Below are 20,610 nucleotides of genomic sequence, written 5' to 3' on the forward strand. Positions count from 1 at the left end.
AATGACTCACCTAGAAAAGTTATTGATCGATTGTGCATTCGATTGTAAAAGATAAATTCAACTTATATATCTAAATGAACCACATTTTTATCCTCTCAAACTACTTATATTAAATTCCCATTTTTTTATTTGAATTTTTAGAAAAATATAAAGCTTATTTTATCTCAATCACTAAGATTAACCAGAGAGTAGGGACCACATACGTAGAACTTTATAGGTAATAGAAATGTTAATTAAAATGTAAGCGATTACTATATTTTAATAGAAGAGAGGAAATCATAAATGGAAAGTCCTTCTTTAAAACGAAAGGTTTTCGGCTCCATATTATCAGCAGCGTTAATTAGTTATTTGTTTACCCCGGTTGGTCATGCCGAAGAGGAAGAACAAGCTAAAGGGCAAAAAGAAAAAAATAAGCCAATGTGGACTCAAGTGTGGGGAGACGAGTTTGACGATGGAAAGATTGATCCTACGAAATGGACGTTTGATTTAACAAACGGTGCTTCTGTGGGCATACCTGGGTGGGGGAACAATGAGCTCCAGTATTACACCAATCGTTCAAAAAATGTTCGAGAAGAAGGTGGTAATCTTGTCATTCAAGCTCATAAAGAAAGCTACCAAGGCTTTGACTACACATCTGCTCGTGTAAAGACGAAAGGGTTGTTCAGCAAGAAATACGGGAAGTTTGAAATCCGTGCTAGCGCCCCAACAGGTAAAGGCTATTGGCCTGCCGTTTGGATGCTTCCGGAGCATAATCGTTACGGAGGCTGGGCAGCTTCGGGTGAAATTGATATTATGGAAGGCTGGGGTAGCAGGCCAAATACTATTGCGGGCACCATTCACTATGGTCAGCAGTGGCCAAACAATACGTATAGCGGTGAAGAATACACATTTAAAGATGGAAGCACAATTGAAGATTTCCACACATATGCCGTTGAATGGGAGCCTGGTGAAATCCGATGGTACGTGGACGGTGAGCTCTATAGCGTGCAAAACGATTGGTACAGTCAAAGTGATGGACAGCCAGATACCAATGCTTATCCAGCGCCGTTTGACGAAGAATTTCATCTCATTATGAATCTAGCAGTTGGTGGGAATTTTGATGGGAATCCAACGGCAGAGACCCAGTTCCCAAAAGAAATGAAAATTGACTATGTAAGAGTCTATGAGTTAACGGGCAGAGAGTACCGTGAGCCAACTCCTCCAGTCATTCCAAAAGAAGAATATTTGTCAGGTGCTAAGCTTCCTCAAGCAGACGGAAACTTAGTTTATAACAATCAGTTTACAGAAACAAAAGCAGGTGACCCTGGCATGGGAATTGAAGGTACTGCTAACTGGTCCCTTCATAAAGAGCCGGATGGAGATGCAGTTTTATCAGTAGAAGAATTAAACAATAGCCGCTTTTTAAAGGTAAATATACTTCGTCCTGGAGGTCAGCTTTACTCGGTGCAGCCTCAGTCTATTGTGTCACTAGCGAAAGGCCGCTTTTATAAGCTAACGTTTGATGCTAAAACGGAAGTAGCTAGAAGCATGAAGGTACAAGTAACAGGAGGAGCATCAGTTGGATACGCAGGATATTCACCAGCTTTAAATGCTCAGCTGACAAACCAAGTACAAAGCTATGAAGTTTTGTTCCAAATGAAAAAAGAATCCGATAATGCAGCGCGCGTTGAGTTTAATCTTGGAACAAACGACCAGCCTGTATGGATTGGAAACGCAAAGCTTGTAGAGGTTGAAGGAATTCCGTTTAATGACGATATTCCAAAGGTTCCTTTAAGTGATGGAAATCGAGTATACAACGGTACATTTAGCGTGGGAGAAGCAGATGGAATGAGCTATTGGCACGTTGTACAAGCGAGAAAAATAAACGCTTTAGCAACCGTTGACCCTAATGAACGCCAGCTTCATATTGATGTGAAAACAAGCAGCAAATATGCAGATGATTTGAAGTTACTTCAAAAAGGTATCTTCCTGAATGCAGGACAAGGGTATGAATTAAGCTTTGATGCAAGTATTCAACCAAAAGGTGATATGTTTGTTGCGCTGACAGACGAAGATGGAAACGTGTATGAGAAGCAGAAAGTAAAAGTATCTTCCAGAATACAGAAATATCACTTCGCTTTTAAAAATTTACAGCTACCTCATGACGATAAAAATGCTCAGCTTGTCTTTTACTTAGGAGATGTAAAAAAGAGTATAACAATTGACAACATTCATTTACGTTAAGAGGACTCTTCAATTAAAAGAAAGGCTAGGTATAAGCAGGCTTTCTTTTTTTTATTTAATGATGCTATAGTTAACGATAGATTGAAAAGGCATTCATGGGAATGAAGAGGTGAAGTGCATGAGGTTTTTAAATCATTCTTTAGCTCAAGAAATTGTGAATCGAACGACGAACATTATTCACCGCAACATCAACGTGATGAATGAAAAAGGCGTCATTATCGGATCAGGTGATCATCATCGAATTGATTCTATTCACGAAGGTGCTGTGCGAGTAATTGAAACACAAAAAAGCTTTGAAATTACTAGCTCTGAGTTAACGCAGTTTCACGGAGTGAAAGCAGGCATTAATTTGCCCATTACCTTTCATGGTGAGGTCGTTGGTGTGATTGGTATTACAGGTGAACCAGAGGAAGTACGGAACTACGGAGAGCTTGTGAAAATGGCTGCTGAAATGATTTTACAGCAAGCGGTGTTAGTAGATGAAATTCAATGGGATGAGCGGTTGAAAGAAGAGTTAACGAGTCAATTGCTTCACGGAATGGACAAGCTAGATTCCTTTTACTTTGAACGAGTAGAACGTCTTGGCATTCAGTTGGACCTCCCGCGCATAGCGGTAATTTTAAAAATGGAGAATCATTCAAACGGCTATAAGTGGTTGCGAGGAAAGCTCGAAAAAGATGACTTGTACATTGTTCAGCCTACTCATATTGTGGTGCTGAAAAGAATTGATATGACGCATGAAAAAGAAGACGGTACTTTTAATCAAATTAAAAGTTGGGTTCAACATAATCAGCTAGAAGGTAAGGTGGCGATTGGAAGGTTCATTCCGTCAATAGAAGGATTGGCGATATCTTATCAAGAAGCGCTCTATACGTTAAAAGTGGGTGAGAAATTACACCCTGATCAATTACTTTACCGCTATGAACACTATAAGCTAGCTGTTTTTTTAGCTGAAGCGAAAGAATTTGGCGTAAAAGGCGAGTTAAGTCAGTCAGTTGAAGAGCTAAAAGACTATGATGAAAAAGGCGATTTGTTAGAAACGCTAAGCGTATATGTTGAAGAAAATGGAGATGTAAATAAAGCAGCAGGTAGGCTGTTTATCCACCGAAATACGCTCAGGTATCGCTTAGAGCGCATTTCTGAGCTGACGAATAAAGACCCTCGTAAACTCAGTGACTTGGTTGAGCTGTACGTTGCGATACTACAGTATAAAATTCAATAAAATTGTTCCGATGCACAAAAAGGCTTGAAAAAGACAGGCCTTTTTTTGGTTTCATGAACAATGCAGTTAGTTTAGAAAACGCTTACACTTAACTTATAACATTCAAGGGGGAACGGGAAATGGATGCTACTATTGAAGTAAGCGCTTTAGGCGCAGTGGTTGCGCTTGTTGTTGCAATTGTATTGATCTTAAAGAAAGTATCTCCTGCCTATGGAATGATTGCCGGTGCTTTAATTGGTGGTCTAGTAGGAGGAGTGGATATAACGAATACCGTGGCGCTTATGATGGAAGGAGCGCAAGGGATTATACCTGCCGTACTAAGAATATTAGCTGCAGGTATATTAGCAGGTGTGCTCATCGAATCAGGAGCAGCTGCTGTTATTGCAGAAACAATTGTAAAAAAACTAGGAGAAGCGAGAGCACTGCTTGCGCTGGCGCTTGCAACAATGATTTTAACTACAGTTGGTGTATTTGTTGACGTAGCGGTTATTACAGTGGCACCAATTGCGCTTGCAATTGCTCAAAAAGCCAATCTGTCAAAACCGGCGATTTTATTAGCAATGATTGGAGGCGGGAAAGCTGGGAACATTATGTCGCCAAACCCCAATGCTATCGCAGCTTCAGATGCTTTTAATGTTCCGCTCACATCCATTATGGCAGCGGGTATAATCCCAGCAGCTTTTGGAATTGTTGTGACGTATCTTATTGCCAAAAAGCTTGTGAAAAAAGGGGCTCCTGTACAGCTTGCCGAAATAGAAGTAAATAATGCAGATAAGCTACCGGCATTTTTACCAGCTATTATTGCGCCGCTTGTGACGATTGTTTTACTATCACTGCGACCGCTGTTTAACATTAATATTGATCCAATGATTGCTTTGCCAATTGGAGGAATTGTCGGTGCAATTGTCATGGGAAGAGGCAAAAAGCTGAATGACTATGCTGTTTCAGGGTTAGGAAAAATGACGGGTGTGGCCATTATGCTCCTAGGAACGGGTACGCTGGCTGGAATTATCGCCAATTCAGGCTTAAAAGATGTATTGATTGAAGGACTAAGTGCGCTCGGCTTACCAGGCTATGTGCTGGCGCCAGCATCAGGAATCTTCATGTCTGCTGCGACTGCTTCAACAACTGCAGGAACAGCGGTTGCCAGTCAGGTGTTTAGCTCCACGATTTTAGAGATGGGCGTTTCAGCGCTTGCCGGAGCAGCTATGGTACACGCAGGTGCGACGGTTTTAGATCATTTACCGCACGGTAGCTTTTTCCACGCAACGGGGGGAAGCGTTCATATGGAAATTAAAGAACGACTTAAGCTTATTCCATATGAGTCAGCAGTTGGTTTAACGCTAGCGATTTTATCGACGCTCATTTACGGTGTGTTCAAGCTATTTAGCTAATATTAAAGTGTAGGGAGAGAACGTAATGAAGATTGTCATTGCTCCGGATTCATTTAAAGAAAGCTTATCATCTTTAGAGGTAGCTGAAGCAGTTGAAAAAGGCTTTAAGCAAGTACTGCCACAAGCAAACTATGTAAAAGTACCGATGGCTGACGGAGGAGAAGGGACGGTTCAGTCCCTGGTTGACGCAACGGATGGAGAGATTATCTCAAAAACGGTTACGGGTCCTTTAGGTGAGCCGGTTGAAGCTTTCTTTGGCATTCTGGGAACGAAGAGAACAGCCGTCATTGAAATGGCAGCCGCGTCTGGATTGCACCTCGTACCCCCTGCTAAGCGAAATCCGCTTATGACAACAACCAAAGGTACAGGTGAGCTCATTTCAGCAGCGCTAGATTACGGCGTAAACCATATTATTATCGGGATTGGTGGAAGTGCCACAAACGATGGAGGCGCTGGAATGGCCAAAGCGCTTGGTGCACAGTTACTAGATGCGGAAGGAAACGAAATTCTAGATGGTGGCGGAGCACTCGGAAACTTAGCTTTTATTAATCTATCAACGCTAGATTCGCGTCTTCAGCACGTCAAAATTGAAGTAGCGTGTGATGTTGATAATCCTCTTACCGGAGAGCGAGGAGCATCTGCCATCTTCGGTCCACAAAAAGGAGCAACGCCAGAGATGGTTGCGCTTTTGGATCGAAATTTACGACACTACGCAGCCGTTCTTGAACGAGACCTTGGTCAAAAGATTGATGACGTGCCAGGAGCTGGTGCAGCAGGGGGATTAGGTGCAGGGCTGCTTGCTTTCTTACAAGCGGAATTGAAAAGGGGCGTCGACATCGTCATTGAAGCAACAAATCTATTAGAAGCCGTTCGTGATGCGGACGTAGTCATCACAGGAGAAGGAAAAATTGACGGGCAAACCATTTATGGTAAAACTCCCATTGGCGTAGCAAAAACAGCCAAAAAGCATGGCATTCCGGTCATTGGAATTGCTGGGAACATCGGAGCTGACAGCCATGTCGTTTATGAGCATGGTATCGATGCGTTATTTAGTATTGTGCCAGGAGTGACGACGTTAGAAAATGCTTTTGCGAATGCCAGCGACTATGTGGAAAAAACGGCGATGAACGTTGCGGCCGTTTGGAAAATGAACAAATAAACCGAGAGCCTAGCGACATGTTAGGCTTTTTTTAAGCGGATTTTGCATTTATAATAGATTCAACTTAACGTAAAGGAGAGAGCCAAATGGATAAAGTGAACGAGTTAACGTGTGAAAAGAGATCCTACTCGAAAGAATTCACGCTGCACCAGCACGAATTTGGACAGTTTCTTTTTCCACTGCAAGGCTCTCTTGATATGGAAATGGCGTTTCAAGAAGTAACGCTTAGCCCGGATCAATGCTTTTACCTGCCTCCGGGACTGAATCATAACTATCGCTCCAGAGACCGAAATGAATTTTTAATCTTAGATATTCCAACGCAGTACCTGCCAAACGGTACAAACAGCATGTATATGACGCTTGATAGTCAGTGGTCAGCTATTCGGTATTTATTGTTAGAAGAAGCGAAAAAACCTGCTGATTATTCTGCTTTAGTTGATTTAACGAGGTATGTGACTAAAAAGCTGCAAACGTCCAATCCTCCTTCAATTGATTACATTCATCAGCACTTTAAGGAGCCACTCAACCTGGAAACCCTCGCAGCAATTGAGCATTATCATCCTGTTTACTATTCGACATGGTTTAAAAAGCAAACGGGAAAAAGCGTGAAGGAGTATTTATCGAAACTTCGTTTAGATGAAGCGAAGCGTTTATTGCTATCAACAGGATGGTCGATGTCCAGGATTAGTGAAGAGATTGGTTTTGCTAACTCCTCTTCCTTTACAAGATGGTTTGTCAGCCATGAAAGCGTGTCACCGCAAAAATATCGAATTCTTAATAATAGATAAAAAGAAGATTAAACTTGGTAAAGAAAATGAATAGGGAATTCTTTATCATAAGGGTAATCGTTCTTTTTATCTTTTTATTGAGGTGAATCATTGTGAAAGCAGCTCCTTTTTTCATTTTACTAGCAGGGATTCTATGGGGCACAACAGGTACTACCCAGGCGCTAGCACCGGACTCCGCACACCCAATTGCTATTGGCGCAACAAGGCTTGCAGTAGGCGGTGTGTTTCTATTACTACTTCTGCTGATTAGAAAAGATTTACGTCTAAAAGGATGGCCGCTAAAAGCCACTCTTGTCGCAGCTCTTAGTATGGCATGCTATCAGCCGCTGTTCTTTTCAGCAGTTTCCATCACAGGCGTTGCGGTTGGCACAGTTGTGGCCATCGGGAGTGCACCTGTTTTATCTGGGCTTATTGAATGGTTTTATTCAAACAAGCGGCCAAGCATCATCTGGTGGTGCTCTACGTTTTTATCTATCTTAGGCTGCGTGCTGTTATTTCTGAACAAAGAATCGGCAAGCCTAAATATAACGGGAATTTTCATGGCGCTTGGAGCAGGCCTATCCTTTGCTTGCTACACCCTTGCAAGCAGAGGGTTAGTGGAAAAGTATTCGTCACTATCAGCCGTTGCGGTTGTCTTTATTTTAAGCGCGCTTTTTTTATCACCACTCCTATTTTTATTTGATATGTCGTGGTTTACAAGCTTGAGAGGTATTGGTGTAAGCCTTCAGCTTGGCGTTATGGCCACAGGGCTTGCTTATTTTCTATTTGCCAAAGGGCTTGCACACGTTTCATCTTCAACCGCAGTTACTCTAGCGTTAGCAGAGCCGCTAACTGCAACGATGCTTGGCGTTTTAGTTGTAGGAGAAAAGCTGACGATGACGTCTTGGAGCGGAATTAGCTTGTTGTTAATAGGAATTGGGATCCTGATTTGGTCAACACGTGATGTAAGCAGAAAATCTGAAATGGTCACAATCGAAAAATAATAAAAAGGTGGTTCAAGCTAAATGGCAAACATTGAAGACTTTTTAAATTTAGATTTACGCGTTGGTACAATTCTTGACGCCAAACCGTTTCCAGAGGCCAAAAAGCCGGCGATTAAGCTTGAAGTTGATTTTGGAGAAGAAATCGGAGTGAAGCAGTCATCTGCGCAAATTACGCATCGCTATGAGCCAACCGAACTTCTGAATCGTCAAGTCGTCGCGGTTGTAAACTTTCCGCCAATGCGAATTGCAGGATTTAAATCAGAAGTGCTCGTTTTAGGTGGCGTTCCAGGAGAAGGAGATGTAGTGCTGCTACAGCCGGATGAAAAGTTGCCAAATGGAACGAAGATTTCATGAATAAGAAAAGACAAGCTGAAGGTAGCTTGTCTTTTTACAGCTTTCTTTTATGGCTTAACGAGCTGCATCAATAGCTGTCGCTCATATAGATTTGAATCAATTACGTCAAAGCCGACGAAGTCTTGATAATCAGCGTCTGCAAAGCAAAATTTAATTCCGTTAAAAACAAATGTTGCATGAACCTCTTGAGGTGATAGGTAAAATGAGAACATCTCATCATGCATTGTATAGATATGTTCAGCACCAGAAAGTGGCGCTATCTTCTCTGCAAGCATTCCGAAAAGCTCAATGCCAACAATTCGGCCCTCACTATCAATATCAAGCTGTAAACTAGGATTTACTTCTAATTCTTCCGTTTCTTGAATTTGATAAGAAGCCGAAGCGGGGAAGAGATAAAGGTAAGCTAACTTTGCGTCAGTATCATATGTAATTCTAGCGTCCATGTCTATTTCTCCCATCTATTCTCTGTGTTTATTATTGGTATAAAGGTCGGCTGATGAAAGCCACTCAACAAACTGATGATGCGGATAATACGTCTTGCCTTTCAGCTCAATTTTAGGAGCATCTGGGTACTTGCTTAATAGTTCCTGCATCTCTTCTCTCGTTAAGCTAAAGTGATAGTGAAGATCACGTTCTTTAATTAAATAAGGGTAAGTCGTTTTCTCTTTGGGTTTACCAAAGTTTTTTAAACCATCTCCAATAAAATAACCAAAGGCGGCTAGCCCGATAGCAAGCCAGAAAAAGCTGATATCCATGGTTTTCAACCTTCCTATTTCTTTAGTGATTTACAACCACTTTTTGTTTTTTATTACGCTACTGAACCACTGCTACTGGGTGCTCGGATCAGCGCTTGGCAGTATTTTTGGCTCGTTTATTACGTTCAGTACGGAAGGGATTGAGTTCGTAATGACCGCGCTGTTTGTCGTCATTTTTATGGAGCAATGGAAAAAAGGCAAGCAGTACCAAAGCGCACTAATCGGAGTTGTTCTACCGGCAGCGGTTATCGGACTGTTGGTAGTGTATTCGTTAAAGGATATCAGCTTTGTTTCAGGAAGTCATGGGTTACCTGAAATGCTAGCAGTTGGCTTTGTGGTATTGCTTCATGCATGGAGGGGAAGCATGTTGCTTTCGATTGGGGGAGGAACAGTTGTATATATGGGATTGGTTCAGCTGGTGTTTTGAAGGGCGCCAGTTTTTTGTCATTTTTTTGATATGAGGCTGCATTTTTTGTTCATTATGGTAGAGATAAATAAAAAGATAAATTAATTAATAGTTCAGCATTTTTGTACTCTATCGTAGAATAAAGAAAAGCAAATATCACAAACAATGGAGAAACGATATGAACTATAACTTTAAAAAGCTATTTAACTTTCGAGATGTTGGCGGAGTGGTGACAGAGAATGGGGAAAAGCTGAAAGAAGGAGTTTTGTTTCGCTCAGAAGATCTATCAAAGCTAACGAAATAAGATATTGAGACCTTTCGTCAGCTGAATATTAAAGCAATCTGTGATTTAAGAATGCCGTCTGAACAAAAATCAAGGGTTAGTCGAGTGCAGCCGGGACCTGATATAGAGCTATTATCTGTATCAATTCATGATAAAAACCAGGAGTTTACCCATTTTGAGTTTTTAAAATTTCTTGTGAGCAAATTAGGCCCGTGTTAGAAGTGCGGCGTGAGTACTTTGAAGATGTTTATCAAAAAATAATGAAGCAGTACGGAGATATTGGGACATATTTAGAAAAAGGGTGTAATATTCCAAGAGGTTGTTTAGAGCAGCTAAACGAAATGTTTCTTTCATCAAACGAAGGTCAATAACAAAGCATAAACAAGCCGGATTCAAACTGAATTCCGCTTGTTTATATTCCTATTACTGTTCAAGCTCCACTTTTTCGTTAACAGCTTGTGGCTTAAACGTAGAAAGTAGGATCATAATTCCACTGATGATGCCAAATACAATAATAGGTGAAAGTAAGAGTAGTTTGTTTTTAAACATGTTTCGTCCTCCTTATACTTTTGATAGAATAATGAACAACCTGTTGTTTATTTTAGTTCTGTTCAAATTCTATACCTCATGTAATAAGTGTTCAATAATCAGAATTCAAGGATGTGTCGGTTATGGAACACTGCTTAGCAATCTGTTGGATAAAATAAAGGGGGACATACCATGAAAAATCAACATTTGGATTTACGAATTGTTCGGACAAGAGAATCCATTCAAAATGCATTCATTGAATTAATTGAAGAAAAAGGGTTCGACGCTATTTCAGTGAAAGATATTACAACGAGAGCCAACATCAATCGAGGCACCTTTTATGCGCATTATGAGGATAAGTTTGATTTAATGAAGAAATGTGAAGATGAAGTGATGCTAGAGCTTTCTACTATTGTAAAAGAAAATTTCCCAAGCGCTGTTGCTTCTCTAGAGGAGGATTCACCGATAGCCGTCCCGTCTTCCATTGCAATCGTAATCTTTGAATATCTAAACGAAAACAGTAGTTTTATGAGAGCGTTATTAGGTCCAAACGGAGATTTAACTTTTCAGACGAGATTAAAAAAGTTTATGTGGAAAGAAATCTTTGAGAATGAAGCCTTTGACTTTGTTCGGAAAGAAAATTTCCTTGTTCCAGGAGACTATTTAGCTTCTTACATAGCTTCTGCACACATAGGAGTAATCCAACAGTGGCTTAATAGTGGGCGAAAAGAATCTCCAGAAGAAATGGCTAAAATCTTTTCAATTATTACTTTTAACGGTCCTTTTTTTGCTGCTGGTTTGAAAAAATAAAGTGGCCAGAAAGCCTGTGTAAGAATGATGTTCATATCAAAAAGGCTAAACTGTTGTCAGTCTAGCCTTTTGTTAGATAAATAAGCTTCTAGCCGAAGGATGCAACTCCTCTTTCGAAAGCAGCCAAATGATTTACAGATGCGTTTCGTAGCTGCGAAAAGACCATTCGTACATCACTTGGAATATCGAATGTCAAAAAGCGTTCATACATCGCAATGTTATCGATTTCTGCTTGAACACCTGCTGAATATGCAGCTTTGAGGTTTGCTGGAGTTTTGACAAGGTTTTGAGAGGTATCATCAGGAATCGGTACTTGGTAGCGATTAAATAGTGGCAGTAATGCATCAATATGGCGTAGTTCTGCTTCTTTGATTTGGACAAACTTCCGTACTGGACCAAACGTTGTAATAACGTTATTATATCTAGCCTGAGCTAGGTATTCGTCTTGAAGTGCATACGTCAGCATTTCTGATAACGATAGTGATGGTGCGTTTAATGCTCCTTTAGCACCGTAATCATCAAGCTGTCTTTGAGACGAAGAAGGCTTTGGGTTTTTCATCTTTTTGAATTTCACGTATTTTGTTGCTCTCTTCTTTTGTCTGTGCTAGTTTAGCTAACTTCTCGTAGCACGAAACAGCACTATACTCTGCGTTAATAGCTTTTTGAATAGCGCTTAAAAGCTTTGTATCTGAGGTGTTTCGATAAAAATCATGAAAATATGAATACATAGATTGTCCTCCCTGCATTTGCAATTCATACAGTTTATGTATGTAAAGCGGGCTATCGTGCATGACTATTTTCTAAGACTTAATGATTAGTTAATTCGTATGATATTCGCTCTAGTCCTTAATGCCATTTTCCTGTTTTTACAAATCATCCATAATTTTCAATTTATGAGTGATATACTTTTTAAGTTGAGAAAAAAACGGACGAGTGAGGCGAACAAGATGAAGAAATGGTTACTTGTAACAGCTGCAAGCTTACTACTAGCAGCTTGCGGTAAAGACGAGAGTGCAGAACAAGCGAAAGAAACAGCGGCTGCGGAAGAGCAAAAGAATGAAGAAAAAATAGAAAAAGAAACTGAAAAGGAAAGTTCAAAAGAAGAAACCTCAAAAGTGGAAATATCCCAAGAAGAGATGGACCAGCTTCGAATCCCAACGGTTTCAATTGATTCACCATATTACGAAAAAGATCTTACAGAACAAGAACTAGTTGAAAACTATATGGACGAGACGGGAAGAATTTACTTTAGCTTAACGGAAGAGCCAATCCGAACAATTGTCAGCAGTACGTCATCTTCAAAGGTTTCAAACATCACAAACTACAGTGATGTATTTATTAATCCAGAAAGCCAACAAGCATATCAGCTTCAAAATCAAGCCGAAAGGGATCAAATCTATAAATTGATTTTAGCCAATCAGCCAACGCAGCTCCAAGGCACGGATCCTTCTGAGTATAGAACATGGGAACAAGCGACGAACTTAGAGCGAGGCATGATGCAGATGCTTTATTTAGTCGGACCGACAATGAATGATATTAAAACTGCGATGGACCGTGACTTATATGATCACCCGGCGTTTGTAGTAGGACAAGAAGAGCTAGAAAAACTAGGCGCACCCCTTGTTTTTGCACCGGCTCCGCAAACTCCGTTAGACTATGAGCTTTTTGAAAACATGAAAATGGTTCAAGCAATGTGGGGACAGGTAGGTAAATTTGAGAATCCTGCTGAAAATAAAGCGGAATTTGAAAAGGTATATGCCCAAGCGAGACAAGAAACCAACAATTTATTCGCGCGCATTAACTATGCGTTAACGGAAGACGGCTTTAGTGAATAAGCAAATTTGATTTATCAAAAACAAAAGCTGAACCTCATGTAGGCTCAGCTTTTTGTTTTGACACTTTTTAAGTAAAACAAAGATTACTTAATGGAAAAACCTTCGTCTTCCTTCATACCAGTTCGATCCTTGAACTCATCAAGCAAATCACGTACTTCATCAGTCGTTTCTGTGCTCATAAGTAAGTTTCGTAGCTCACTTGCGCCTCGGAATCCACGAACGTAGATTTTGAAGAAGCGACGAAGCGGTTTGAATGGGCGTGGCTCTAATTCTTTCGAATATTTATCGTGAAGATCTAGCTGCAGGCGAAGAAGATCTAATAGCTCTTCACTTGTGTGCTCTTTCTTTTCTTTTTCGAAAGCAAATGGATTGTGGAAAATTCCGCGTCCAATCATGATTCCATCAACACCGTACTTTTCCGCAAGCTCCAAGCCTTTTTGACGGTCAGGAATGTCGCCGTTAATCGTAAGAAGCGTATGAGGCGCAATTTCATCACGAAGCTTTTTGATTTCTGGGATTAGCTCCCAGTGTGCGTCCACGTCGCTCATTTCTTTTTTCGTACGAAGGTGGATAGATAGGTTAACGATATCTTGTTCTAAAATATGCTTTAACCAGTCGTACCACTCGTCGACTTTTGTATAGCCAAGGCGCGTTTTCACGCTGACAGGAAGTCCCCCAGCTTTAGCCGCTTGGATAATCTCTGCCGCAACGTCTGGACGACGAATCAAGCCGGATCCTTTTCCGTTTCCTGCAACGTTTTGTACAGGACAGCCCATGTTAATATCAATGCCTCGGAAGCCCATTTCAGCCATACCAATACTCATTTGACGGAAGTATTCAGGCTTGTCTCCCCAAATATGCGCAACGATTGGCTGCTCGTCTTCAGTGAACGTTAGGCGTCCTTTTACGCTATCTTTTCCTTTCGGATGGCAGTAGCTTTCCGTATTCGTAAACTCTGTAAAAAACACATCAGGTCGAGCTGCTTCTGTCACCACGTGACGGAACACAACATCCGTTACGGCTTCCATTGGAGCCAAAATAAAGAACGGACGAGGCAACTCATGCCAAAAATTATCTTTCATTGTATATCTAAACCCTTTCCTTAAAGGGAAACGCGTTCCCGAAATTAAAAAGTGAAATGATTGTTAGAGAGCTGATTTCTACTATAGAAGAAATTCAACCACTATATACTTTAATCGTATTAAATAAAAAGTGCAAGGGAACGAGGCATCTTGTTGTGCTGGAAATTGTTATTTAAATGGTCTTGTGGTTTCTGATGAAAAGGAAAATGATTGAAATATTACTGTCCGTCCGTAAGAGGATATAGCTCATACTCCCACTGATGCGTACATTCTTCTAACATATAATATCCACGCTCCTCGTTTCGTACAATCCGAGAGCATTGCTGTCTCGGGATTGGCCCCTCGTCACCATCGCTTAACACATCAATCCAACGCTGACCTGCTTTTTTATCATACTGGGTGATGAAATCCATCCCGTTAATGGTAATGGTCTCTCCGTCACTGTTGCTTTTTGCTTTCAGTATGAAATTGTCTATTTCCTTTGTGCTTACCGCTGATGAAGAAGAGGCTAAATACACATCTTTTGCTCCCTTCCATGAGTTAAACCGGACAATATCTTTTGAAATCCAAGTTGGGTTATGGGCTCCTAATGCTGCCTCAGCTCCTTCTTCAACAGGATATTCTGGCCCTCGAACCATAAATTCCACCGATTGATCGTCGAGAAGTTTACCAATTATTCCAAATCGTGTTTTATAAAAGTGATAAAAATACGTTGTCTCACCTAAAGTGACGTGACGATACTCAATCATAAGAAATCTTTTATCGTGGGGTGAATCAATCTTTGTGTAGCCATATTCCATGAACAAAACCATACAACCATGTATAAATAAGGCCGGAACGCCAACGACTAGTCCTAAACGGACCCACAGCTTTTTATTAATGAAAAACAGCAAGATTATATTGATGACTAAAGGAATGACATAACCCGTTGGTTTCAAAGAGAGAAAGAAATAGCCTGATAGATGCATAGCTACTAGTCCCAAGTCCATTACGCACAGAAAAATCAGTAGCCATTTCGCTTTCGTCATTTTGTTTCCTCGTTTCTATGTATGGATTGCTTTGAAAGAGTTTGTTTAGGTTTTTTCAAACATATAGAATAATTTTAACATGTTTTTAACAAATTGTGGAAAAGTGTTCAAGGATAAAGGAATTGATGATAGTTTAGAAGTATGGAGCGTGCAGTAATCTAAGCGTACGTTATAAGAGAGAAGAAAGTGCTCAAAATGAAATCAGCTTGCTCATGATAAGAGCGGCTATCGTTATAGGAGGATAAGGTAATGGACTTAGTAAATAATTTTGTAACGAGATTAAAACCAGCGTTACCAACAGGTGATCTTGCAGAACTAAATACAGCGTGTGGTGCTACAAAAAGGATATAGACTTACTAAAATCAACGTATCCAAATTGTCCCCAATCATTAATCACACTACTTGAAAAGATTGATGGTACATATTGGCGTAAATACGGTGAAAATGAAATTGCCGTTTATATGCTAGGTTCAGATGTTGAAGAAGGGAGATATCCGTACTATTTACTATCTACGCAGCAAATGCTCGATAGTTCAAAAGAAGAAGAGGACGTTTCGTACCTGTTGGAATACGAGGAAGACGTTGATCCTAGAATCAATCCATACGGACTTCACCCTGAAACCTATATTCATTTTGCAGACTGTATGAATAATGGCGGAACATCAAGGCTCTATATTGACTTTAATCCTTCTCCAGAGGGGGTAAGTGGTCAAATCATTCGCTTTGTGCATGACCCGGACGAATACAAAGTGATTGCTGACAGTTTTGATGAGTATTTGCAGGGGGTTATTGATAGTGGGTTTGTTTTTTTGGAGGAAGATGAGTTATTTTAGTTATTTCGAATAGCCTAAAGAGAATGTTTAGTTTTAAGTGAATTTAAGGAATATAATAAACGCATTTATGAGATTTATATAAATGAAAATAATGTAAATATGTATGCGTACGATAAAGATTACGTGGAGATAACAGATGAAAATAGAAGGTTTTATGGTAAGTAACATGATGTCGATCATTTACGAATATATAGCATACATACAGCTAAGCCCGCCTTATAGACTGATACATAATGGGCGTGTAGACACCAAGTCTAATTCCCCCCCTTTTTGCTCAGCTTCTCTTGATATTCAAATAAGTGAAAATCAGCACCATCGACAGCAGCAAAGGTCTCGACTACCAAGCGGTCTTCATCGTCAACGTTAACTCCATGCCGTTTCCACTAGAAGAAGATAAGGAGCGGGAAGTGTCCCTGCTATATATCGGAATGACGAGAGCGAAGCAGTATTTGTGCTTATCTTATTCTGGGGAGTCGGAGTTTGTGAAGTGGTTTGATGGGGTTTTGGAGGAGCGTAGTGGTGCGAGTGTGGAGTGGTTGAGGGAAAAGAAAGGATGAGGCTGTTAGTGAAGTTAATTGGAATGGATGTGTTGTTGTAATCTTACTTATTTATGATAGGGTGAACCGTATCACAAATCAAAAGAGTTAAGTAGGGCTTCTAAAGCCTTACTTTAACTCTTGTTTATTTACCAAAAACCCCTTGATCCACCCCATCTAAACACCTAAACTAAAAGTAACAGTTTAATGGAAAAAGGTGGAGTGGTAGATTATATGGGAAATCGATTACTGGTAAACTCGAAAAACACGAATCTTCTACATGAGCTTGTGACTTCTTTGAAGGAGTGCAAGAGCTTTTATTTTAGCGTGGCCTTTATTAATTTTAGCGGGCTGCAGCTGCTTTTAGACCCTTTGAAGGAAGCGGCTAGTCGCGGTGTGGAAGGGCGTATTATTACATCGACGTATCTGAATTTTACGGAAGTGAAGGCATTAGAGAAGATTAAAAGCTTTGATAATATTGATCTTAAGGTATTCAGCGCGGTAGAAGAAAAAGGTTTTCATACGAAGGTTTATATCTTTGAATATGAGAACGACTATAAAGTAATTATTGGTTCTGCGAATATGACGCAAAGCGCGTTGAAAAGTAATATTGAGTGGAATGTAGAGGTTGTGTCAAAGAGCGAGATGCCTTTCATTCAGGATGTTCTAAAGGAATACGAGCACTTGTGGGACATTAGTAACGACGCAACAAGCGAATTTCTAGAGGAGTACGGGAAGTTTTTGGCTGCGTTAAAGGAATCAGCTTACAAACCTCAAATGATTTTTGAAAAGGGTGAGTACATTAAGCCAAATAAGATGCAGCAGCGCGCAATGGAAAATCTAGAACGCCTGCGCAGTTTTGGTGAAACGAAAGCTCTAGTTATTGCGGCAACGGGTACAGGTAAGACATATATGTCGGCATTTGACGTGCAAAAAGTGAAACCAAAGCGCCTTTTATTTATTGTGCACCGAGAAGAGATCCTTCAAAAAGCAAAAGAAACGTTTGAAACGCTGTTTGTGAACGAGGGAGTGACGTTTGGCTTGTTGACGGGAAGTTCAAAAGATCAAGAAGCAGACTACTTGTTTGCGACGATTCAAATGTTAACAAAGTACTATAGTGAGTTCGAGCGAGATTCGTTTGACTATATTATTTATGATGAAGCTCACCATGCGACAAGTCCTTCTTATCAGCGAGTGATGGAATATTTCACGCCAGCATTTACCCTAGGCATGACGGCAACACCGGAGCGAAGCGACAGCATGAATGTATTTGATTTGTTTGATAACAACGTAGGCATTGAAGTTCGTCTTCACGAAGCGCTAGAAGATCAGTTAGTCGTACCGTTTCACTACTTTGGTATTACTGATATTGAAGATGTTGATTTAAGCGGTATTGACATTGATGATATAGCTGAGGTAACCAAACGGTTAAAAGTAAATGAGCGCGTCGACTTTATTATTGAAAAGATGGAGTTTTATGGTCACGATGGCTTAACGCGTAAAACGCTTGGCTTTTGCGCTAGCATTGAACACGCTGAGTATATGGCAGAAGAGTTTAATAAACGCGGCTACAAAAGTGAAGTGTTACATGGCGGCCATTCCATCCCCCAGCGTCAAGAGTGTATTAAGCGATTAGAAGATGATAGAGATGAATTAGAAGTCATTTTTTCAGTGGATATTTTCAATGAAGGTGTGGACATTCCGTCGGTGAATTCTGTATTAATGCTTCGTCCAACGAATTCACCAATTGTATTCATCCAGCAGCTGGGGCGCGGTTTGCGCAAGCACGCCAGCAAATCATTCTTAACAGTACTTGATTTTATCGGAAATCACAGCAAAGTCTTTTTAATTGCGCTCGCTCTAAACGGCAGCCGCTATTACGATAAGGAAAGCTTAAAGGTAGGCATCGCAAAGGGATTCCCAAGCATTCCAGGTGCTACACATATTCAAATGGATGAGATATCACGCGACCGAATTTTAGCGCAAATTGACCGTGAAAACTTCAATTCGCTGAAGTACCTGAGAGAAGAGTACAACGAATTTAAAAAATTAAATCAAGGCATAATTCCGTATTACCTGATGGACTATTTAAAGTTTGATGGAGCGCCTGACCCAGTGAAGTTTATCAATAAAGAAAAGTCATATCTTCAGTTTGTAGCGAAAACCGAAAAAGACGACCAGCTGAAAACTCTGTTACTTCATGAAGACTTTGAAAGTGCCTTTAAGGAGTTGTCTAGTAAGCTACCAATCAAGCGCGTGTACGAGTTTGTGATTTTGAAATATTTACTAAGTCATGACAAAGTTTCACTGAAGCAAGCCAATCAAGAAATCTTGAAATACGTAGAGGATGTGGAAGAAGATACGGTAAGGCACGCGTTTGAAGTATTAAATCAAGCGTACTATGATAGTGGACAGCTTCGTTCTAAGTTAAAGCTAATTGATTTTAACGGAGAAGAAGCGGTGAAAACGGAGCGCTTTGCGAATGTTTTACATAACGACCAGTTTAAGCCGTTTATTAAAGATGCGATTGATTACGGCATTTTCCGCTACGAGAAAGAGTTTGGTAAACGAGATTACGGCGTACCGCACTTAAAGCTGTATGAACAGTACACAATGATGGACCCAGCGCTACTATCTAACTACCGGAAAACGCACAGCTCGTTTCGTGGTTCTGGCTTATTGACAAATGATAAAGAGTTTTTCTTATTTATTGATCTTCATAAGGAAGAAGATATTAAAGAAAGCATTAACTATCAGGATAAGTTCATCGATAAGCGCACGTTCCACTGGCAAACGCCAAACAGTACGACCCAAAAGTCTGAGCGAGGAAAGAATATTATTTTTAACAAAGACAGAGGTATTCACCTGCATCTATTTGTACGAAAATATCGTGAGATGGATGGTAAGACTGAACCGTTTATTTATATCGGTAAAGGAAATACGGTTGAGTACCACGGGGAAAAGCCGATTACGGTAATCTTAGAATTAGAAAATGAAATTCCAGCGTTTCTGTATACGGAGTTTACGGAAAGAGTATAGCCTTCTCATCGCGAGAAGGCTATTTCTTTTCTACTAATAGTTCAACCGCCGGAACGTCCGCCGGTGCCCAGACAAGTGAATGAAGATTTTCTTTGTTTAACCAAACAAGCTTGGCATGCTCAGTGGGCTGCGGTGTACCTTCAACAATTTCAGCTTTAATCGCAATGAGCTCAATAATAAACGTATCGTATTCATGGGTGTGTTCGTTATGTAGCTCCGTTGCTTTGATTTTACAGTGAAGCTCTTCTTCGATTTCTCTCACAATCGCAGAGTAAATATCTTCGCCTTCTTCTACTTTCCCACCAGGAAATTCCCACATGTTCGGTAGAGACATGTCGTTTGAACGGAGAGCACAGAGGACTTCGTTTTGATCATTTTCAATAACGGCGGCAACGACCTTTATTTTTTTCTTCACGGTTCATTCTCCTTACAGCTGTTTTGTTTCATCATAACATAGGAGAGTGGGAGATTATAAGATCGGAATTGAGAGGTGGGTTTCATTTACTCGTTCTTACATTAACAACAAGCCACACAACTTGAATCACAAGCGGAATGACAAAGGCAAGCACTAACACAATAAAGGATAATAGTTTAATTTCAGGGGTTTGAATGGCACCCGCTCCGTCCACTTTTCGCGTCCATACCATAATAGTGCCTAAAACAAATAGCATGGCCCAAAAACAGTTCGTAATCCACCAGGAGATCCATCGTTTTTTCATCATATCGCTCCTTTAATTTTTAGTATAAAACGAGTTTATTACATTAATTTCTTCCTTTATTATACAGTAATTAATTTTTATCCAATAACTAACAATTAAATTTCCGTGTTTTATTTATGCTTTTGGTATGAAGTGTATAGATGAATTTGTGAAGTCAACCTATGTAAATATAAATAAAGAGCAAACGGAAAGCGATTTCGCTGTTTGTTTGCTCGTTTATAGTTTCGTGATATTAAGATGCTCCTTGTAAATTACCTTTACTCAAACTTATAGATTTACGATATTCCTCAGCTACCGCTAACTTCGTAAATTCTACAGTCTTATTGTGGTTTTGCTTCACAAGTTTTTCAATTTCTTGTAAGGTCACGTTGAAAAATTCTTTGCGTTCATTTACTTTATTTACTTTCTTATGAGCAAGTGCTTTGTGAAGTGCATTTTCTAAACCCGGTGCATCATCGCTGAAAATTAAAGCATGAACATCAAATAAGAATGGAACAGATGCATCACCTAGTTCTTTTACTCGATCCATAGGCTCTAATCGTCTAGTCATTCCAATTTTATATATATTTTCACTAGTGTTGCATTAATTTAAATTAACTATTAAAAAGACTCAAAATCTTCAATTTTATTATT

At 40.1% G+C, this 20,610-nt stretch carries 23 protein-coding genes and 2 pseudogenes; 15 read left to right on the forward strand and 10 right to left on the reverse strand.

All coding sequences use genetic code 11. The features are described from left to right. The first annotated feature begins 282 nt into the window (after positions 1-282). The 7 genes from AC1UFB_RS17570 (at position 283) to csaA (ending at position 8,123) form a co-directional block, all read left to right on the forward strand. Complete coding sequence (locus AC1UFB_RS17570) at positions 283-2,223, forward strand: family 16 glycosylhydrolase (RefSeq protein ID WP_076512872.1); 1,941 nt, start codon at positions 283-285, stop codon at positions 2,221-2,223. Positions 2,224-2,341: 118 nt separating this feature from the next. Next, a complete protein-coding gene (locus AC1UFB_RS17575; protein WP_482589593.1) occupies positions 2,342-3,445 on the forward strand; it encodes a sugar diacid recognition domain-containing protein in 1,104 nt (367 codons plus the stop codon). A gap of 119 nt (positions 3,446-3,564) precedes the next feature. Next, on the forward strand, positions 3,565-4,839 hold the full coding sequence (locus tag AC1UFB_RS17580; protein WP_222482982.1) for a GntP family permease: 1,275 nt from the start codon (positions 3,565-3,567) through the stop codon (positions 4,837-4,839). Positions 4,840-4,864: 25 nt separating this feature from the next. Next, positions 4,865-5,998 carry a glycerate kinase gene (locus AC1UFB_RS17585; protein WP_035320273.1) on the forward strand — a complete coding sequence of 378 codons (1,134 nt, stop codon included), beginning with the start codon at positions 4,865-4,867 and terminating at the stop codon, positions 5,996-5,998. Between the two features lie 86 nt (positions 5,999-6,084). Beyond that, complete coding sequence (locus AC1UFB_RS17590) at positions 6,085-6,786, forward strand: AraC family transcriptional regulator (RefSeq protein WP_328101659.1); 702 nt, start codon at positions 6,085-6,087, stop codon at positions 6,784-6,786. A gap of 92 nt (positions 6,787-6,878) precedes the next feature. Then, a complete protein-coding gene (locus AC1UFB_RS17595; RefSeq protein WP_078990382.1) occupies positions 6,879-7,769 on the forward strand; it encodes an EamA family transporter in 891 nt (296 codons plus the stop codon). A gap of 21 nt (positions 7,770-7,790) precedes the next feature. Continuing rightward, complete coding sequence (gene csaA, locus AC1UFB_RS17600; RefSeq protein ID WP_482589596.1) at positions 7,791-8,123, forward strand: chaperone CsaA; 333 nt, start codon at positions 7,791-7,793, stop codon at positions 8,121-8,123. Between the two features lie 47 nt (positions 8,124-8,170). Here the strand turns inward: csaA and AC1UFB_RS17605 are convergent, their stop codons facing one another. After that, positions 8,171-8,566, reverse strand: coding sequence for a DUF2283 domain-containing protein (locus tag AC1UFB_RS17605; RefSeq protein WP_482589598.1), 396 nt, complete (start codon positions 8,564-8,566; stop codon positions 8,171-8,173). A 15-nt stretch (positions 8,567-8,581) separates the two neighbouring features. Beyond that, complete coding sequence (locus tag AC1UFB_RS17610) at positions 8,582-8,878, reverse strand: DNA-binding protein (protein WP_078990379.1); 297 nt, start codon at positions 8,876-8,878, stop codon at positions 8,582-8,584. Here AC1UFB_RS17610 and AC1UFB_RS17615 point away from each other — a divergent pair. The 3 genes from AC1UFB_RS17615 (at position 8,877) to AC1UFB_RS17625 (ending at position 9,938) form a co-directional block, all read left to right on the forward strand. Continuing rightward, positions 8,877-9,305, forward strand: coding sequence for a branched-chain amino acid transporter permease (locus AC1UFB_RS17615; protein WP_482589600.1), 429 nt, complete (start codon positions 8,877-8,879; stop codon positions 9,303-9,305). The genes AC1UFB_RS17610 and AC1UFB_RS17615 overlap by 2 nt on opposite strands. A gap of 157 nt (positions 9,306-9,462) precedes the next feature. Then, positions 9,463-9,588, forward strand: coding sequence for a tyrosine-protein phosphatase (locus AC1UFB_RS17620; RefSeq protein ID WP_340842949.1), 126 nt, complete (start codon positions 9,463-9,465; stop codon positions 9,586-9,588). A gap of 191 nt (positions 9,589-9,779) precedes the next feature. Next, positions 9,780-9,938, forward strand: a complete 159-nt coding sequence (locus AC1UFB_RS17625) for a tyrosine-protein phosphatase (protein WP_240046409.1) — start codon at positions 9,780-9,782, stop codon at positions 9,936-9,938. 52 nt (positions 9,939-9,990) lie between these two features. On the opposite strand, the gene AC1UFB_RS17630 is transcribed toward AC1UFB_RS17625, so the two are convergent. Continuing rightward, positions 9,991-10,116, reverse strand: coding sequence for a hypothetical protein (locus AC1UFB_RS17630; RefSeq protein ID WP_258954128.1), 126 nt, complete (start codon positions 10,114-10,116; stop codon positions 9,991-9,993). 171 nt (positions 10,117-10,287) lie between these two features. On the opposite strand from AC1UFB_RS17630, the gene AC1UFB_RS17635 reads away from it, so the two are divergent. After that, the gene (locus tag AC1UFB_RS17635; RefSeq protein WP_277717037.1) at positions 10,288-10,905 is read left to right on the forward strand and encodes a TetR/AcrR family transcriptional regulator; all 618 of its coding nucleotides are present in this window, start codon (positions 10,288-10,290) and stop codon (positions 10,903-10,905) included. Positions 10,906-10,993: 88 nt separating this feature from the next. Here the strand turns inward: AC1UFB_RS17635 and AC1UFB_RS17640 are convergent, their stop codons facing one another. Together AC1UFB_RS17640 and AC1UFB_RS17645 are read right to left on the reverse strand one after the other, a co-directional pair. Beyond that, positions 10,994-11,464, reverse strand: a complete 471-nt coding sequence (locus AC1UFB_RS17640; RefSeq protein WP_482589603.1) for a DUF2202 domain-containing protein — start codon at positions 11,462-11,464, stop codon at positions 10,994-10,996. Then, on the reverse strand, positions 11,424-11,633 hold the full coding sequence (locus AC1UFB_RS17645; protein ID WP_482589604.1) for a ferritin-like domain-containing protein: 210 nt from the start codon (positions 11,631-11,633) through the stop codon (positions 11,424-11,426). The genes AC1UFB_RS17640 and AC1UFB_RS17645 overlap by 41 nt, the downstream gene beginning before the upstream one ends. Positions 11,634-11,852: 219 nt before the next feature. Here AC1UFB_RS17645 and AC1UFB_RS17650 point away from each other — a divergent pair, with 219 nt between their 5' ends. Continuing rightward, a complete protein-coding gene (locus AC1UFB_RS17650; RefSeq protein WP_482589606.1) occupies positions 11,853-12,740 on the forward strand; it encodes a hypothetical protein in 888 nt (295 codons plus the stop codon). Between the two features lie 83 nt (positions 12,741-12,823). Here AC1UFB_RS17650 and AC1UFB_RS17655 read toward each other — a convergent pair whose 3' ends face one another. Together AC1UFB_RS17655 and AC1UFB_RS17660 are read right to left on the reverse strand one after the other, a co-directional pair. Next, the gene (locus AC1UFB_RS17655) at positions 12,824-13,822 is read right to left on the reverse strand and encodes a tRNA dihydrouridine synthase (protein ID WP_025908309.1); all 999 of its coding nucleotides are present in this window, start codon (positions 13,820-13,822) and stop codon (positions 12,824-12,826) included. A gap of 218 nt (positions 13,823-14,040) precedes the next feature. Continuing rightward, positions 14,041-14,850: a hypothetical protein gene (locus AC1UFB_RS17660; RefSeq protein ID WP_482589608.1), complete on the reverse strand. Its 810-nt coding sequence runs from the start codon at positions 14,848-14,850 to the stop codon at positions 14,041-14,043. 249 nt (positions 14,851-15,099) lie between these two features. Between AC1UFB_RS17660 and AC1UFB_RS17665 the strand changes: the two are divergent. From AC1UFB_RS17665 to AC1UFB_RS17675, 3 genes and pseudogenes are all read left to right on the forward strand, one after another. Next, positions 15,100-15,683, forward strand: a pseudogene (locus tag AC1UFB_RS17665) (SMI1/KNR4 family protein). A 299-nt stretch (positions 15,684-15,982) separates the two neighbouring features. Then, positions 15,983-16,240 (forward strand): annotated as a pseudogene (locus AC1UFB_RS17670) (3'-5' exonuclease); the annotation flags it as partial. A 213-nt stretch (positions 16,241-16,453) separates the two neighbouring features. Then, on the forward strand, positions 16,454-19,258 hold the full coding sequence (locus AC1UFB_RS17675) for a DEAD/DEAH box helicase (protein ID WP_061785742.1): 2,805 nt from the start codon (positions 16,454-16,456) through the stop codon (positions 19,256-19,258). Positions 19,259-19,277: 19 nt separating this feature from the next. On the opposite strand, the gene AC1UFB_RS17680 is transcribed toward AC1UFB_RS17675, so the two are convergent. The 3 genes from AC1UFB_RS17680 to AC1UFB_RS17690 form a co-directional block, all read right to left on the reverse strand. Next, on the reverse strand, positions 19,278-19,673 hold the full coding sequence (locus AC1UFB_RS17680; RefSeq protein ID WP_076512888.1) for a (deoxy)nucleoside triphosphate pyrophosphohydrolase: 396 nt from the start codon (positions 19,671-19,673) through the stop codon (positions 19,278-19,280). An 82-nt stretch (positions 19,674-19,755) separates the two neighbouring features. After that, positions 19,756-19,977 (reverse strand): DUF3923 family protein, encoded by a 222-nt coding sequence (locus tag AC1UFB_RS17685; RefSeq protein ID WP_076512889.1) that lies wholly within the window; start codon positions 19,975-19,977, stop codon positions 19,756-19,758. Positions 19,978-20,209: 232 nt separating this feature from the next. Continuing rightward, a complete protein-coding gene (locus AC1UFB_RS17690) occupies positions 20,210-20,542 on the reverse strand; it encodes a GIY-YIG nuclease family protein (protein WP_482589611.1) in 333 nt (110 codons plus the stop codon). Positions 20,543-20,610 lie beyond the last annotated feature (68 nt).

The organism is Priestia sp. KCTC 13724 (assembly GCF_056820425.1).